Here is a 14867-nt window from a genome sequence, read left to right on the forward strand (position 1 = left end):
CTGCTTCACTCCCGCTGCACCGTTCCCGCACGCCCCGCACACCACCCCGCACTCCCCCGCCACCTGCAACCCGCCACCCGCCACCCGCCACCCGCCCGGCCGCAACGCCGGAGCACCCCGGCCGCAACGCCGAAGCGCCCCGCCGCAACGACTCGGCAAGGCGCGCACGGGGCCCACAGGCGCAGGCTGGCCGAGGGGCTACCAGGTGGACGGCAGGGCCGGGCCGCCGCCCAGGCGGCGCAGTCGCTGGACGTGGTCGGCGCCCTGCAGGAAGGCGGTGACGCTCTGGCGGCACTGGTCTCGGCGCAGGTAGCCGCGGGCGCTACGAGCAACCGCCTCGCCGCCACGCGCCCCGGCCCGGGTGGTGCGGGCGGGGAGGTGCGCCGTCCAGACCCAGAGGCGGTCCTCGCGCTGGCTGAGGACGAACCGCAGGACGGCCCGTTCGGCCAGCAACTCCCCTATTCCCGCCGCCAGTTCACGGTCGCTGCGGTAGGCGCGGACGGCCGAGGCGAGCCGCCTGCCGTTCGCGGCCACCAGCGACCAGCCGACCCGCCCGTCCGACCCGCGCACCGGCACCAGCCGGGGACCGCGACCGGTCCCCACCGTGCTCACGACCCGGCCCCGGCCCTGCCGCCGCCACCCGCGCCCCCGGCCGCCGCAGCCTCCTCCACCGTCTCCGCCGCCTCCACCGACCCGGCCGCCCCCTTCGCCTCGGACATCCGGGCCAGCAGCGCCATGAACCGCCGGAACGCGTTCTGACAGGTCGCGTAACGCTCGTACGCCCGGCTCGACTTGACCAGCGGATTGCCCCGCGGCCCGGGCACCACCCAGGTCCAGCCCAGTCCGTCCCGGACGTGGGTGATCCGCGCCACCAGCGCAGGCCCCAGGGCGACCAGCTCGGCGAACGCCCGCTCGGCGTCACCGGACGACTCGTGGACGGAGGAGGACACCGCCACCACCCGCCCGTTCATCGCTTTGAGCTGCCACTGGAACCGCCCGTTCGGCGCCCGCTCCGTGAACAGGCCCTCCCCGCGCACCGCCCCTACCCCCGGATTGTCCGCCGACGGCACGCCCGTTACCCGGCCGCGCCCCCGGACACCTGCCGACCCGCGCGGACCGCGAACCGGACGCACATCGTCACGCGGCGAACGCTATGTGTGCACGGAGCAAGCACGGAAGCGGATTCCCCTTCACGGCGCCGCTGTTCGCCGCGAAGTTCTCCCTTGTTAATGCGGACCGCTCTCCCGGCCGGGACGGCTCCCGATTCCGCGGAGCCCGGAGTTCGCCCGGGCTTTGCCGGTGCTTTGCCGTTCCCCCGGACCCACCCGGCGCCGGGCCCACCCGCTTCCGGGCCTACCCCGTCTCCGGGGTGATCCGGGCCCGGGCGCGGAAGCCGGTCGGGGTCTCGCCGGTGCGGTGGCGGAAGAAGCGGGTGAAGACGGTGGTGGACGGGAAACCGAGGCGGTCGCCGATGGCGGCGGTGGTCGAATCGCTGTGCAGGAGCAGGCGTTTGGCCTCCAGGACGAGGCGTTCGTCGATGAAGGTCTTCGCGCCGTGACCGGTGGCCGCGCGGGTGGCGCGGGTGAGGGTGCGGACGCTGTAGCCGAGGCGGGTGGCGTAGTCCTCGACGCGGTGGGTGCGGGGGTGGTCGGTCTCGACGGCCTGCTGGAAGCGCCGGAAGGTCTCGTCGCCGACGGTCCGTCGGCGTTCGCCGCCGGGGAGGTGGGAGAGCCGCAGGACCAGGACGGCGAGCAGGTGCCGGACCACTTCCACGTGCACTTCCAGGGGGAGGTCGCGGAGTTGGCGGTACTCGTCCACCAACAGCTCCAACGTCCGTTCGACCGCGGGGCGGGCCGAGGGGGCGGGCAGCAGCGGCAGGCGCCAGGCGCGGCGGTCGAGGCGGGCGGCGGCGACCGTCGCCGGGTCGAGGAAGCTCGCCTGGAACAGTACGAACACCGCCCCGGAGCAGGGCCCGTCCAGGATGCGCAGGACCTGGCCGGGACGGACCCAGAGCCAGTGGCCGGGGTCGATCCGGCACTCCGTGAGGTCGACGACGCAGCGGAGGGCGCCGCTGTCCCGGACGGTGATCAGCAGGTGGAAGGACGGGCGGACGGGGGTGTCGGCGGACGGGACGCCGAGCCGGGCCAGGCGGGCGGCCCAGCCGGGCGGGTCGGTGACCTCGACGCCGGGCGGGCCGCCGGGGGTGGTGGGGAACGGGAAGTCGGTGACCAGGGGCGCCCGTCCGCCAAGCTGTCCGTTTCTGCTCATCTCCTGCCCGAGTCTAGCCGCCCCGGCCGGTCTTCCGGCACCTAGCGTGGTCGCCACCGGCCGCCGACTCCCGGCGTCGGTGCTGACCGATACTGCACAGCGAGAGGCTGCCCCCATGCGATTGATCGTCGGGATGACCGGCGCGACCGGTGCCGTCCTCGGGGTGCGGCTGCTGGAGCACCTGGCGGCGAACCCGGAGGTGGAGACCCACCTGGTGCTGAGCCGCTGGGCCCGGGCCACCGTCGAACTGGAGACCGGCCGGACGGTGCGCGAACTGTCCGCGCTGGCCGAGGTGGTGCACGGGCCGGACGACCAGGGGGCGGCGATCTCCTCCGGGTCGTTCCGGACGGACGGCATGGTGGTGGTGCCGTGCAGCATGAAGACGCTGGCGGGCATCCGGGCGGGCTGGGCGGAGGGCCTGGTCGGACGGGCGGCGGACGTGGTGCTGAAGGAGCGGCGTCCGCTGGTGCTGGTGCCGCGGGAGACGCCGCTCAGCGAGATCCACCTGGAGAACATGCTGGCGCTGGCCCGGATGGGCGTCCGGATCGTCCCTCCGATGCCCGCGTTCTACCACCGCCCTTCCACCGTCGCGGAGTTGGTCGACCACCTGGTGGCCCGGATCCTCGACCAGCTCGACCTGCCCACCCCGGACGCCCGCCGCTGGGCGGGCATGCGCGCGGCCCGCACCCCGCAGCAGCAGTAGCAGTAGCAGTACCGGCGCCTTCGACCCCCTTCCCGTCCCTTGGAGACCTCATGTCCGAACCCGCCCACTCCCCCGCCCTCGACTTCCGGGCCTTCGTCGCCCGCCTGCTCGCCGACGGCGACGCGATCGTCGTCGACCGCCCGGTCGACCCGCACCTGGAGGTCGGCGCCGTCACCCGCCGGGCGTACGAAACCGCCGCGCCCGCACCGCTGTTCACCTCGCTGACCTCCGGCGCGCCGGGCTGCCGGATCCTCGGCGCGCCCGCGGGCCTGAACCGCGACGCCGAGGGCCGCTACGGGCGGCTCGCCGCGCACCTCGGCCTGGACCGCCGGGCGGGGGCGCGGGAGATCGTGGAGCGGCTGGTGACGGCGATGCACGCGGAGCCGGTACCGCCGCGGGTGGTGGCGACGGGGCCGTGCAAGCAGAACGTGCTGACGGGTGCGCGGGTCGACCTGGAGCGCTTCCCGGTGCCGCTGCTGCACCAGGAGGACGGCGGCCGCTACTTCGGCACCTACGGCTTCCACGTCGTCCGCACCCCGGACGGCAGTTGGACCAGCTGGTCGGTGGCCCGGACGATGCTGCGGGACGCCACCAGCCTGGTCGGCCCGGCCATGCCGCAGCAACACCTCGGCGTGGTGCGTGAGCAGTGGCTGCGGCGCGGGGAGCGGATGCCGTGGGCGATGGTGCTGGGCGCGCCGCCCGCCGCACTGGCCGCGGCGGGGATGCCGCTGCCGGAGGGGGTGAGCGAGGACGGGTACGTGGGGGCGCTGACGGGGGTGCCGGTGGAGGTGGTGCGGGCGGAGACCAACGACCTGCTGGTGCCCGCCAACGCGGAGATCGTGCTGGAGGGTTGGGTGGAGGCGGGGGAGCTCGCCCTGGAGGGCCCGATGGGCGAGTACCACGGGTACGCCTTCCCGGAGGGCAAGCTGCAGCCGGTCTTCCACGTCGAGGCGGTGACCTTCCGGGACGAGCCGATCCTCCCGGTGTGCGCGGCCGGTCTGCCCCCGGAGGAGAACCACACGATCTGGGGGACGATGATCTCGGCGGCGGCGCTGGACGTGCTGCGCCGGGCGGGCCTGCCGGTGGACTTCGCCTGGTGCTCGTACGAGGCGGCGACCTGCTGGATCGTGGTGTCGGTGGAACGCGCCCGACGGAGCGAATTCGCAATGTCGGACAACAAACTGACGGAGCTGATCGCCGAGACGCTGTTCGCCTCGCACGCGGGGTGGCTGGTGCCGAAGGTGATCGTGGTGGACGACGACATCGACATCACGGACGTCTCCCAGGTGGTCTGGGCGCTGGCCACCCGCCACCACCCGCAGACCGGCACCCGGCTCCACCCGGACACCCCGGGCATCCCGATGGTCCCGTACCTGACCGCCGCCGAGGCGGAGGCGGGCCGCGGCGGCAAGTCGGTCACCAACTGCCTGCTGCCGCAGGGCTTCCGGGGCCGCACGGCGTCCTTCGCGGGCTCGTTCCCGGCGGAGCTGCAACAGCGGGTGCTGGCCGACTGGACAGCGTACGGCTTCCCGGCCGCCTGACCGCCCGACGGCCGCCCGACGATCGTCCGCCGGACAACCCCCGACGATCCCGACGGCCGTCCGACAGCCGCCCGGCGGCCGTCCGACGACCGTCCGGCCGCTCCGCCAACTTGCCACCCGGGCCGAACATTTCGCATGATCGACGAATGTTTCTGCCACGCTAAGATCACCATCCGCGCGGAACAAGGCCGTCCACCGGCCCACCTGCGGCGGCCGGGGGGCGCTACTATCCGAGCCATGAGCGCTGCAGAACTCGAACCCGACCCCGCACCGACCCTGTCGGAGATCGCCCGGGCGGCCGGCGTCTCGGCGCCGACAGTTTCGAAGGTGCTGAACGGCCGGGCCGACGTCGCGCCCGCGACCCGCGCCAAGGTCGAGGAGATCCTGCGCCGCACCGGCTACCAGCGCCGCCGCACCGCCGCACCGCCGTCCCGGCTGCTCGACCTGGTGTTCCACCAGCTCGACAGCGCCTGGGCGATGGAGGTGATCCGCGGGGTGGAGAACGTCGCCCGGGCCGAGGACCTGAGCGTGGTGCTCTCCGAGTCCGCCGGGCGGCTCACCCCGGGACAGACCTGGGTGGACGGGGTGCTGGCCCGCCGCCCGGCCGGCGTGGTCCTGGTGCTGTCCCAGCTGGACGCCGCCCAGCGCGACCAACTCACCAGCCGCGACATCCCGTTCGTGGTGCTCGACCCGGCGGGCGACCCAGCCGAGGGGGTCCCGGCCGTCGGCACCGGCAACTGGCAGGGCGGCCTGGCCGCCACCCGCCACCTGCTCGACCTCGGCCACCGCCGGATCGGGATGATCTCCGGCCCGTCCGGGATGATGTGCAGCCGCGCCCGGGTGGACGGCTACCGCACCGCGCTGGGCACGGCCCGGCTGCCGGTCGACCCGAACCTGATCGTCGAGGGCAACTTCCACCACGAGGTCGGGTATGCGGCCGCCCGCACCCTGCTCACCCGCCCCGACCGGCCGACCGCGATCTTCGCGGGCAACGACCTGCAGGCCCTGGGCGTGTACGAGGCCGCCCGCGAACTCGGCCTGCGGGTGCCGGAGGACCTCTCGGTGGTCGGCTTCGACGACCTGCCGCTGGCCCGCTGGGTCGGTCCGCCGCTCACCACCGTCCGCCAGCCGCTGGTGGAGATGGCCGAGACGGCGGCCCGGCTGGCCATCGGGCTCGGCCGCGGCGAGCAGCCCACCGCGACCAGGGTCGACCTCGCCACCAGCCTGGTCGTCCGGTCCAGCACCGCCCCGCCGCCGGCCGACAGCTGAACCACAACCGCACAGCACCCGCCAACTCTCCTGCGCGGTCCGGACGTTCCGGGCCGCGCAGAGTGGTTGACGGCCCCGTCGGGCTCCCTTACCGTCGTCCGGGTCACGCCGTAACATTCGGACGGGATTCGAAACTTTCGTACCGCTCGTCCCGGCCGCCCCCACCGCCCGGACCGACCCGGTCGATCACGGAGGAAGCACCCGCACCATGGCCGCTCACGAGCCCGCCCCCGCGCCCGCCACCGTCGCCCTGACCTTCGACGACGGCCCCCACCCCGACTCCACGCCCGAGCTGCTCGACGCCCTCACCGCCGCCGGCCACCGCGCGACCTTCTTCCTCTGCGGCGCCCAGGCCGAATGCCACCCCGAGCTGGTCCGCGCCCTGGACCGGGCCGGCATGGCGATCGCCAACCACAGCTGGTCGCACCCGTCGCTGCCGGGCATGCCGCTCCCCGCCGTGCACGACGAGATCCACCGCACCAACCGCATCCTGACCGAACTCACCGGCCGCCCGCCGCTGCTGTTCCGCCCGCCGTACGGCGCCACCGACCCGACCGTCGCCCGGGTCGCCGCGGAGGCCGGCCTGACCGAGACGCTCTGGGACGTCGACCCCCGGGACTGGGACGGCACCGAACCCGCCGAGATCGTCGCCGTCCTCGCGACCGCACGCCCGGGCGACACCGTCCTGCTGCACGACCACGGGAACCGCAACACCGTCACCGCGCTGCCCGCCGTCCTCGCCGCGCTCACCGCCCGCGGACTGCGCTCGGCCGCCCTCCCCCACTGATCCGCCCGCGCCTCCCCTCCCCCCAGACCCCGGTGGCCGGACGCACCCGCCCAGCACCACGCGTCCGGCCACCGGTGGCACCACGCCGCACCGCTTACCACCTGCGCCACCAGCGGACTTGACCGATCCATTACCTTACGGGGAGAGTTTGGGCGCCCGGGCCCCGCGGCTCGTTCCGATCCCGGCGTCACAGCCCGGTCTCCTTCCGTCACCACCCCCGTCAGGGGCTTGACCAGGGCCTCGCCCGCTGGGGAGATTTGAGCCGCCCGGGTTCCCCCGTGGCTGAAAACATCCCAGCATCGAAGAGTGGACAGGTAGCACATGCACCGATCCATAGCCCTCCGCGCGACCACCGTCGTGGTCGCCGCCGGGCTGATGTCCGCGCCGGTCGTCGGCTCGGCGTTCGCCAGCAGCAGCACGTACACCTCGCAACTGCGGCAGTCCGTCCCGATCACCGCCGCCGCGTACGGGGAGCAGGAGAAGACCTGCACCGGCGTCCCGGCCTCCCAGGACGGCTGGCACTTCGTCCTCCCGGGCAACGACGCCGACTTCGTCAAGCTCACCGTGACCTTCCAGCCGGGCGGTGAGCAGGTCGTCACCAGCTTCCCCGGCAACCCGGCCGGCAAGCACGCCTACGTGGCGTCGGAGAAGGGGGCCACGCTCGTCTCGGCCGTCGCCGAGGTCCAGGGCGGCAACCAGACCAAGTTCAACCTGTCGCACACCTGCCCGGCCGGCGCGACGGGGACCAGCCCGTCGCCGAAGCCCTCGGAGTCTCCGCTGGAGAGCCCCAAGCCCTCCGCCTCGGCCTCCACTTCGGCCTCCGCGTCCCCGTCCGGCAGCCCGTCCGGCAGCCCGCAGAGCTCCGGGTCGCCGAGCCCGTCGGCGGGCACCTCCGGGTCGCCGTCGCCGAGCGCCTCGACCAGCACCTCGGGTGCGGCGGTCTCGCCGAGCGCCTCGGCCTCGACCGGCCCGGCGGGCGACAGCCTGGCCTTCACCGGTGCCAGCGTGATCGGCACCACCGTGGCGGGCCTCGCCCTGCTCGGCGTGGGTGGCGTGCTGGTGGCGCGCCGCCGCAAGGGCGCCCACCGCTGAACCGGACGGACCGCCGACTCCCCTGAATGACGGGCGAGTTGACGGCCCTCGACAGCGCCGAACCAGGACGGCGGGGCCCCGTACGGGACCCCGCCGTTGCGCGTCGGCGCCCACCCCCGTCGTCCGCGTCGGTCGTCCGTGCGCGGGCGAGCGGTCAGGCGGCCTCGGGCAGCCAGAGGCCGGCCGGGTCGGTGTGCAGGTTGCGGACGGTGACCAGGGCCGCGCCGAGGACGGGACCGCGGCGGCCCAACATCGAGGCGCGCAGGGCCTCTTCGGGCCAGGGGCGGAGCCGGACCAGCGCGGTCAGCTCGGTCCGCATCGCGGGCAACAGCCACTGCGCGAGCTCGGCGTAGGCGCCGCCGAGGACGAGCGTGGCGGGGTCGACCAGGTTGACCGCGGCGGCCAGTGCGGTGCCGAGCGCGGTGCCCGCGTGCTGCAGCGCGCGTCGGGTCCCGGCGTGCCCGGCCTCCGCCCGTCGCACCAACTCCGCGATGGGGTCGACCTCTTGACGGTCCGTCAGGTGCGCCGCCCCGTTCTCCCGGCCGAGTTCGTCCAGTTCCTCGGCGAGCCCGGCGGAGCGCAGCACGGCGGCCAGGGCCGCGTACGGTTCGAGGCAGCCGCGGGCGCCGCAGGAGCAGGTGCGTCCGTCGGGGCGGACGGTGAGGTGGCCGAGTTCGCCGGAGAAGCCCTGGACGCCGCGGAACAGGCGGCCGTCCAGGACGAGCGCGGCGCCGATGCCCTCACCGGCCGAGACGTGCACGAAGGTGCCGCTGGCGGTGCCCTGCCAGAGTTCGGCGAGGGCGCCGAGGTTGGCCTCGTTGTCGACGGCGGGGGCGGTGCCGGGGCCGGGCCAGCAGGCGGCGACGTCGACCTGGTGCCAGCCGAGGTTGGGGGCGTGCTCGATCCGGCCGCCGGGGCTGCCCAGCGGGACGCTGCCGGGGACGGCGAGCACCCGGCCGACCACCCGCAGGCCGAGCGCGACGGCCTCCTGCTCGGCCCGGTCGGCGAGTTCGGCGAGTTCGGCGAGGGTCTGCTCGGCGGGGCGGCCCGCGTTGGCGGCGGGGCGGTGCAGTTCGACCCGGACCTCGCCGCGCAGGTCGAGGACGCAGGCGCTGAGGTGTTCGACGCCGATCTCCAGGCCCAGCCCGGCGGGCCCGTTGCCGTTCAGGACGAGGGCCCGGCCGGGGCGGCCGACCCGGCCGCTGCGTTCGAGTTCGCCCTCCAGCAGGAGGCCGCCGCCGATGAGTTCGTCGACCAGGCTGGAGACGGCGGTGCGGGTCAGCCCGGTGCGGCCGGCCACGTCGGCGCGGGAGAGCGGGTGGGCGGCGGCGACGGTGCGCATCACCAGGGCGAGGTTCTGCCGCCGCATGTCCTGCTGGGAGGCGGGGCCGCGCCTGGTGGCGAGGTCGCCGTCGGGCGGCTGCTGCCCGTCCTCTGTCACGTCTGCCCCGTCCCTCCGTGCCGCTGTCCGGCTGTCCGTCACTCTGGTCCGTCCGTCCGGCCCGGCCCGGACGGTCCGCGTGATCCGTGTGGTCCGCGGGGTCCGCCCGGCCGGTCCGTCTGCCGCTGAGTGCCCGTCCGGGCCGCCCCTGGGTGCGGGGCGGCCCGGCGCGGTGTCAGTGCGTGCCGTCCCCCTGCAGGGCGGCCGTCTGCGAAATGGTAGTCGCGATCCGTTCGAGTGCGGCGTCGTCCCGGGTGAGGGCGGGCAGCACCGGGCCGTCGGCGGTGCCCCAGCGGCGGGCGACGGCGTCGGCGCGCTCGCCGGTGAGCAGCGCGGCGGCCTGGGCGGCGGCGCCGAGGGCGACCAGTTCGCGGGCGGCGGGCAGTTGGACGGGGCGGCCGGAGAGGCGGCGGACGGTGTCCTGCCAGGCCCGGCCCTGGGCGCCGCCGCCGATCAGCAGGATCGGCTGCGCGGGGTCGGCGGCGCCGGGGCCGTCGACGGCGAGGACGTCGTCGAGGGCGGCGAGCAGCGAGTACGCGGCGCCGTCGTAGGCGGCCTGGAGGAGCTGGCCGGGGGTGGTGTCGTGGCGCAGGCCGTGCAGCAGGCCGCTGGCGTGCGGGAGGGCGGGGGTGCGCTCGCCGTCGAGGTAGGGCAGCAGGACGGCGCTGCCGCCGGGTTCGACGTCCTGGCGGTCGCGGCCGAGCAGGGTGGCGATCCGGTCGACGGCGAGGGTGCAGTTGAGGGTGCAGGCGAGCGGGAGCCAGCCGTCGAGGGCGTCGGCGAAGCCCGCGACGGTGCCGGTGGGGTCGGCGGGGCGGTTGCGGGTGACGGTGTAGACGGTGCCGGAGGTGCCGAGGCTGAGCACGGGGGTGCCGGGGGTGAGGCCGAGGCCGAGGGCGGCGGCCATGTTGTCGCCGGTGCCGGTGGCGATCGGGGTGCCGGGGCGCAGCAGGCCGCCGGGGAGGGCGTGTCCGGCGGCGGTTCCGGCGGGGGTGACGGCGGGGAGCAGGGCGGGGTCGAGCCCGATGTGGTCGAGGACGGTGGCGTGGTAGCCCTCGGGGGTCCACCAGCCGGTGCCGGAGGCGTCGCCGCGGTCGGTGGTGGCGGTGCCGGTGAGGCGTCCGGTGAGGTAGTCGTGCGGGAGGCGGACGGCGGCGGTGCGGTCGGCGTTGCCGGGTTCGGTGGCGCGCAGCCAGGCCCACTTGGCGGCGGTGAAGGAGGCGCCGGGGACGCTGCCGAGTTCGGCGGCCCACCAGTCGGCGCCGAACTTCCGCACCAGGTCGGCGGCTTGGGGCGCGGAGCGGACGTCGTTCCAGAGCAGGGCGGGGCGGACGGGGGCGCCGTCGGCGTCGAGGGTGACGAGTCCGTGCTGCTGGCCGCCGATGGCGAGGGCCTGGGCGCGGTCGGCCCAGCCGGTGGCGGCGACGGCGGTGGTGAGGGCGTCCCACCACTGCTCGGGGTCGCTCTCCTGGCCGTGCCGGGAGTCGACCCGGTGGGGGGCGCGGCCCTCGCCGAGGATGCGGCCGGTGTCGGCGTCGACGGCCAGTGCCTTGGTGGACTGGGTCGAGCTGTCGACGCCGATCACCACCTGCGGGTGTGCCATGGGGGAGCTCCTGTCTGCGGTCGTCCGGGCCCTGCGGGAAGCGCTCTCCGGACGGGTGGACGCGGTCTGTTCCGCGCGGGGGCTTCCCTCGCGGGCTCGCTCATATTAATTTGTCTTCCGGCCTGACGAATAGCCCCCGGTTTGGGTTACCGTCGGTTGCGACCCCGACCCGTGCCGGACCACCGGTCGATCCCTCGGTCGATCCACCCGGTCGATCACCAGCCTTTGGAGTACCTGATGAGCCAGCTCAGCCCCACCCCTGCCGACAAGTTCACCTTCGGCCTGTGGACGGTCGGCTGGCAGGGCCGCGACCCGTTCGGCGACGCCACCCGCCCGGCCCTGGACCCGGTCGAGACGGTGGAGAAGCTCGCCGCCCTCGGCGCGTACGGCGTGACCTTCCACGACGACGACCTCGTCCCGTTCGGCTCCTCGGACGCGGAGCGGGACGCGATCGTCAAGCGCTTCCGCGGGGCGCTGGAGTCCACCGGCCTGAAGGTGCCGATGGCCACCACCAACCTCTTCACCCACCCGGTCTTCAAGGACGGCGCGTTCACCGCCAACGACCGCGACGTGCGCCGCTACGCGCTGCGCAAGACCATCCGCAACATCGACCTGGCGGTCGAGCTGGGCGCGAGCGTGTACGTGGCCTGGGGCGGCCGCGAGGGCGCGGAGCACGGCGCCTCCAAGGACGTCCGGGTCGCCCTCGACCGCCTGAAGGAGGCCTTCGACCTGCTCGGCGACTACGTCACGGAGCAGGGCTACGACCTGCGCTTCGCGATCGAGCCGAAGCCGAACGAGCCCCGCGGCGACATCCTGCTGCCGACCATCGGCCACGCGCTGGCGTTCATCGACCGCCTGGAGCGCCCGGAGCTGGTCGGCCTCAACCCGGAGGTCGGCCACGAGCAGATGGCGGGCCTGAACTTCCCGCACGGCATCGCCCAGGCGCTGTGGTCGGGCAAGCTGTTCCACATCGACCTGAACGGCCAGTCCGGCATCAAGTACGACCAGGACTTCCGCTTCGGCGCGGGCGACCTGCGGCAGGCGTTCTGGCTGGTGGACCTGCTGGAGTCCTCCGACTACCAGGGCCCGCGCCACTTCGACTTCAAGCCGCCGCGCACCGAGGACTTCGACGGCGTCTGGGAGTCCGCGGCCGGGAACATGCGCAACTACCTGCTGCTCAAGGAGCGCGCGCTGGCCTTCCGCGCCGACGCCGAGGTCCAGGACGCGCTGCGCGCCGCCCGCCTCGACCAGCTCGCCCAGCCGACCGCCGCCGACGGCCTGGCCGCGCTGCTCGCCGACCGCTCCGCGTTCGAGGACTTCGACGTCACCGCCGCCGCCGAGCGCGGCATGGCCTTCGAGCGCCTCGACCAGCTGGCCATCGAGCACCTGCTCGGCGCCCGCTGACCCGCACCCGCCCCGCCGCACCGGCCGGTCCCGTTCCCGGGGGCCGGCCGGTGCGGCGTCCGCGTCCGTCCCGTCCCACACGTCCGCGCTGTCGCCGGTTCGCGCGGCCGCGCGCCGAGCCTCAGGCCGTGACGTCCACCAGGACCTTGCCGACCGCCCGGCCCTCGACCGCGCGGTGCGCGTCGGCGGTGCGGTCGAGCGGGAAGCGGTGCAGCAGCAGGCCGTGCTCCTCGCCGACCGGCAGCGCGCCGTCGCGCACCGCGGCGGCGACGTCGTGGACGGCCGCGGCGCGCGCCTCCGGACCGGCCAGGTAGAGGACCAGGAACTGGAAGCGCGCGTTGAGCACCATGCTGCGCAGCACGTCCAGTTCGACCGGCGCGCCGCCGTCGTTGGCGTAGGTCGAGATGGTGCCGCGGGTGCGCAGGACGGCGAGGTCCAGGGCGAGGTTCGCGCCGAGCGCGACCTCGGCGACGAGGTCCACCCCGTCCGGGGCCAGCGCGCGGATCGCGGCGGCCGGGTCGCCGCGGCGGTAGTCGACCACGTGGTGGGCCCCGGCGGCGGTGGCCAGCCGGGCCTTCTCCGGGCCGCTGACCGTGCCGACCACGGTGGCACCCGCCCAGCGGGCGAGCTGGATCACCGCGTGCCCGACGGCTCCGGCCCCGCCCGCGGCGAGCACCGTCCTCCCGTCGAGCGCGCCGGGGTGCAGTCGGCGCGGCCCGTCCTCGGCGACGGTGAGCGCCCGGTGCGCGGTCAGCGCGGGGACGCCGAGCGAGGCACCGAGGTCGAACCCGGCCGCGTCGGGCAGCGGCACGGCCTGGTCGGCGGGCACCACGGTGTACTCGGCGGCGGTGCCGGTGGGCCGCCCGGCGGCGGCCATGAACACCCAGACCCGCTCGCCGACCCGGCCCCGCCCGACGCCCTCCCCGACGGCGTCGACCGTACCGGCGCCGTCGTGGTGCGGCACCACCTCGGGGAACGGCCGGGGGTGGCCCGCACCGGAACGCGCCTGCCAGTCCGTCGGGTTGACGCCGGACACCGCGATCCGGACCCGCACCTCGCCCGGCCCGGGCTCGGGCGGCTCGCGGTCGACGAGCCGGAGGACGTCGGGGGTGCCGTGGTCATGGTGGACGATGGCTTTCATGATCCTCCTCGGTACGGGGGCGGGGGCTTCCCGGCGGAACGGGGCCTCGCGGTGGCGCAGGATCCCCTCGCGCGACGGGCGTCCCTCGGGCGGAACCTCCCGCCGGGGCAGAGCCTCCCGGCGCCGCCCGGTCAGCCGATCGCGACGTCGTTGGAGCGGGACCGGACGGCGTCGAGGGCGGCGAGGGTCGCGGGGGCGAGGGCGATCCCGCCGACCGCGACGTTGGCCTCCAGGTGGGCGGGGTCGGCGGTGCCGGGGATGAGCAGCACGTTCGGGGCGCGGTGCAGCAGCCAGGCCAGGCCGATCTGGGCGGGCGTGACGCCCAGGGCGTCGGCCGCGGTGCGCACCGTCGGTTCGTCGGTCGCCTTGGGCAGGCCGGGGAAGGCGCCGCCGAGCGGGAAGAACGGCACCCAGGCGATGCCCTCGGCCTCGCACAGCCGCAGCATCTCCTCGTCCGCCCGGGAGACCAGGCTGTAGGCGTTCTGGACGCAGACGACGCCGGCCGGCAGGGCGCGCCGCAGGACGTCGTGGCTGACACTGCTCAGGCCGATCGCGCCGATGCTGCCCTCGTCGCGCAGGGCGGTCAGCACCGCGAGCTGGTCGTCGAGGTCGACCACCTGGTCGCCCTCGGCGCGCAGCCCGGGCCCGGTGTCCAGGCGGCGCAGGTTGACGACGTCGAGCCGGTCGGTGCCCAGGCTGCGCAGGTTGTCCTCGACGCTGGCGCGCAGTTGTTCGGGGCGCTGCGCCAGCCGCAGCGGCGGGTGTCCGCCGGGGGCGGGGTCGGCGCCGACCTTGGTGACGACCAGGACGCCGTCCTCGGGGCGCAGCGCCTCGCGGATCACGTCGTTGGCGAATCCGTCGCCGTAGAACCGGGCGGTGTCCACGTGGTCGACGCCCAGTTCGACGGCGCGGCGCAGCAGGGCGAGGGCCTCGTCGCGGCGGCCGTGCAGGCGTTCGAGCTGCAGGGCGCCGTAGCCGGTGCGGCGGACGGTGCGGACTCCCAACGGGGCGGTCGGCGCGGGCGGCAGGGCGGTCACGGCGCGGTGGTCTCCTCGGTCGGGGTCCGCAGGGCGGTGTAGAGCAGTTCGGCCTGGTAGCGCGCCATGAGGTGGTGGGCGATCGGGGCGGCGAGCTCCCGGGCCGGGGCCGGTTCGTGGTGCTCGACCTTCACCAGCCAGGCCGTGACGCAGTCGTGCAGCATCGCGCGCATCCGGTCGGTCGCGTCGACGACGACGGCGCGGACGGCCGGGTCGGTGGTCGCCTCGCTCCAGGTCTGCACGCCGACCCGGGCGTGCACGGGGTCGATCGCGGCGGTCAGCCGGGCGAGCAGTTCCTCGGGGTCGGGCGGGGTCTCGGCGGCGGCGTACTCGCCGATGGTGTCGCCGCGGCGGTGGAGCATCTCGCGGGCGGCGCCCCGGACCAGGTCGGCCTTGTTCCGGTAGTGCGCGTAGATCGAGCCGGTCGAGAGGCCCGATTCGGCGCTGATGTCGGCGATCGAGGTCCGTTCCAGTCCGTTGCGGCTGAAGCAGCGGACGGCCGCCTCGGCGATCTGCGTGCGCCGCAGTTCCTTGCGTGTGTCGGTGAGCCGGGGCACCGCACCCTCCCTCAAAAAGAACGG

14 protein-coding genes are annotated in these 14867 nt (G+C 75.2%); 6 read left to right on the forward strand and 8 right to left on the reverse strand.

Going from position 1 to position 14867, the window contains the following annotated elements; translation table 11 throughout:
• Window positions 1-198: 198 nt before the first annotated feature.
• From ACFY00_RS18730 to ACFY00_RS18740, 3 genes are all read right to left on the reverse strand, one after another.
• A complete protein-coding gene (locus ACFY00_RS18730) occupies window positions 199-612 on the reverse strand; it encodes a hypothetical protein (protein WP_388032600.1) in 414 nt (137 codons plus the stop codon).
• Window positions 609-1037 carry a hypothetical protein gene (locus ACFY00_RS18735; RefSeq protein ID WP_388032601.1) on the reverse strand — a complete coding sequence of 143 codons (429 nt, stop codon included), beginning with the start codon at window positions 1035-1037 and terminating at the stop codon, window positions 609-611. The genes ACFY00_RS18730 and ACFY00_RS18735 overlap by 4 nt, the downstream gene beginning before the upstream one ends.
• Before the next feature lie 316 nt (window positions 1038-1353).
• Entirely contained in the window at window positions 1354-2268 is a 915-nt protein-coding gene (locus ACFY00_RS18740; protein ID WP_388032602.1) for a helix-turn-helix domain-containing protein, read from the reverse strand.
• 115 nt (window positions 2269-2383) lie between these two features.
• Between ACFY00_RS18740 and ACFY00_RS18745 the strand changes: the two genes are divergently transcribed.
• From ACFY00_RS18745 to ACFY00_RS18765, 5 genes are all read left to right on the forward strand, one after another.
• On the forward strand, window positions 2384-2971 hold the full coding sequence (locus ACFY00_RS18745; RefSeq protein WP_388032603.1) for a non-oxidative hydroxyarylic acid decarboxylases subunit B: 588 nt from the start codon (window positions 2384-2386) through the stop codon (window positions 2969-2971).
• A gap of 50 nt (window positions 2972-3021) precedes the next feature.
• Entirely contained in the window at window positions 3022-4512 is a 1491-nt protein-coding gene (locus ACFY00_RS18750; protein WP_388032604.1) for a UbiD family decarboxylase, read from the forward strand.
• Window positions 4513-4749: 237 nt separating this feature from the next.
• On the forward strand, window positions 4750-5781 hold the full coding sequence (locus ACFY00_RS18755) for a LacI family DNA-binding transcriptional regulator (protein WP_388032605.1): 1032 nt from the start codon (window positions 4750-4752) through the stop codon (window positions 5779-5781).
• A gap of 208 nt (window positions 5782-5989) precedes the next feature.
• Window positions 5990-6568 (forward strand): polysaccharide deacetylase family protein, encoded by a 579-nt coding sequence (locus ACFY00_RS18760; protein WP_388032606.1) that lies wholly within the window; start codon window positions 5990-5992, stop codon window positions 6566-6568.
• Between the two features lie 321 nt (window positions 6569-6889).
• Window positions 6890-7660 (forward strand): hypothetical protein, encoded by a 771-nt coding sequence (locus ACFY00_RS18765; RefSeq protein ID WP_388032607.1) that lies wholly within the window; start codon window positions 6890-6892, stop codon window positions 7658-7660.
• 154 nt (window positions 7661-7814) lie between these two features.
• On the opposite strand, the gene ACFY00_RS18770 is transcribed toward ACFY00_RS18765, so the two are convergent.
• The gene (locus tag ACFY00_RS18770; protein ID WP_388032608.1) at window positions 7815-9101 is read right to left on the reverse strand and encodes an ROK family protein; all 1287 of its coding nucleotides are present in this window, start codon (window positions 9099-9101) and stop codon (window positions 7815-7817) included.
• A gap of 175 nt (window positions 9102-9276) precedes the next feature.
• A complete protein-coding gene (xylB, locus tag ACFY00_RS18775) occupies window positions 9277-10704 on the reverse strand; it encodes a xylulokinase (RefSeq protein WP_388032609.1) in 1428 nt (475 codons plus the stop codon).
• A 237-nt stretch (window positions 10705-10941) separates the two neighbouring features.
• On the opposite strand from xylB, the gene xylA reads away from it, so the two are divergent.
• Window positions 10942-12108, forward strand: coding sequence for a xylose isomerase (gene xylA / locus ACFY00_RS18780; protein WP_388032610.1), 1167 nt, complete (start codon window positions 10942-10944; stop codon window positions 12106-12108).
• Between the two features lie 121 nt (window positions 12109-12229).
• On the opposite strand, the gene ACFY00_RS18785 is transcribed toward xylA, so the two are convergent.
• The 3 genes from ACFY00_RS18785 to ACFY00_RS18795 all read right to left on the reverse strand — a co-directional run bounded on the left by ACFY00_RS18785 (window position 12230) and on the right by ACFY00_RS18795 (window position 14843).
• Window positions 12230-13249: an NADPH:quinone reductase gene (locus ACFY00_RS18785; protein WP_388032611.1), complete on the reverse strand. Its 1020-nt coding sequence runs from the start codon at window positions 13247-13249 to the stop codon at window positions 12230-12232.
• 131 nt (window positions 13250-13380) lie between these two features.
• Window positions 13381-14286, reverse strand: a complete 906-nt coding sequence (locus tag ACFY00_RS18790) for an aldo/keto reductase (protein ID WP_388032612.1) — start codon at window positions 14284-14286, stop codon at window positions 13381-13383.
• The gene (locus tag ACFY00_RS18795; RefSeq protein WP_388032613.1) at window positions 14283-14843 is read right to left on the reverse strand and encodes a TetR/AcrR family transcriptional regulator; all 561 of its coding nucleotides are present in this window, start codon (window positions 14841-14843) and stop codon (window positions 14283-14285) included. The genes ACFY00_RS18790 and ACFY00_RS18795 overlap by 4 nt, the downstream gene beginning before the upstream one ends.
• Window positions 14844-14867 lie beyond the last annotated feature (24 nt).

It is taken from the genome of Kitasatospora sp. NPDC001540, assembly GCF_042894345.1.
Lineage (GTDB): Bacteria > Actinomycetota > Actinomycetes > Streptomycetales > Streptomycetaceae > Kitasatospora > Kitasatospora phosalacinea_C.

Bases quoted from the DNA above. Each gene is read 5' to 3' on its own strand.
- ACFY00_RS18745 (WP_388032603.1), top strand. From the start codon at position 2,384: ATGCGATTGATCGTCGGGATGACCGGCGCGACCGGTGCCGTCCTCGGG.
- ACFY00_RS18765 (WP_388032607.1), top strand. From the start codon at position 6,890: ATGCACCGATCCATAGCCCTCCGCGCGACCACCGTCGTGGTCGCCGCC.
- ACFY00_RS18750 (WP_388032604.1), top strand. From the start codon at position 3,022: ATGTCCGAACCCGCCCACTCCCCCGCCCTCGACTTCCGGGCCTTCGTC.
- ACFY00_RS18740 (WP_388032602.1), bottom strand. From the start codon at position 2,268: ATGAGCAGAAACGGACAGCTTGGCGGACGGGCGCCCCTGGTCACCGAC.
- ACFY00_RS18785 (WP_388032611.1), bottom strand. From the start codon at position 13,249: ATGAAAGCCATCGTCCACCATGACCACGGCACCCCCGACGTCCTCCGG.
- ACFY00_RS18755 (WP_388032605.1), top strand. From the start codon at position 4,750: ATGAGCGCTGCAGAACTCGAACCCGACCCCGCACCGACCCTGTCGGAG.
- ACFY00_RS18760 (WP_388032606.1), top strand. From the start codon at position 5,990: ATGGCCGCTCACGAGCCCGCCCCCGCGCCCGCCACCGTCGCCCTGACC.
- xylA (WP_388032610.1), top strand. From the start codon at position 10,942: ATGAGCCAGCTCAGCCCCACCCCTGCCGACAAGTTCACCTTCGGCCTG.
- xylB (WP_388032609.1), bottom strand. From the start codon at position 10,704: ATGGCACACCCGCAGGTGGTGATCGGCGTCGACAGCTCGACCCAGTCC.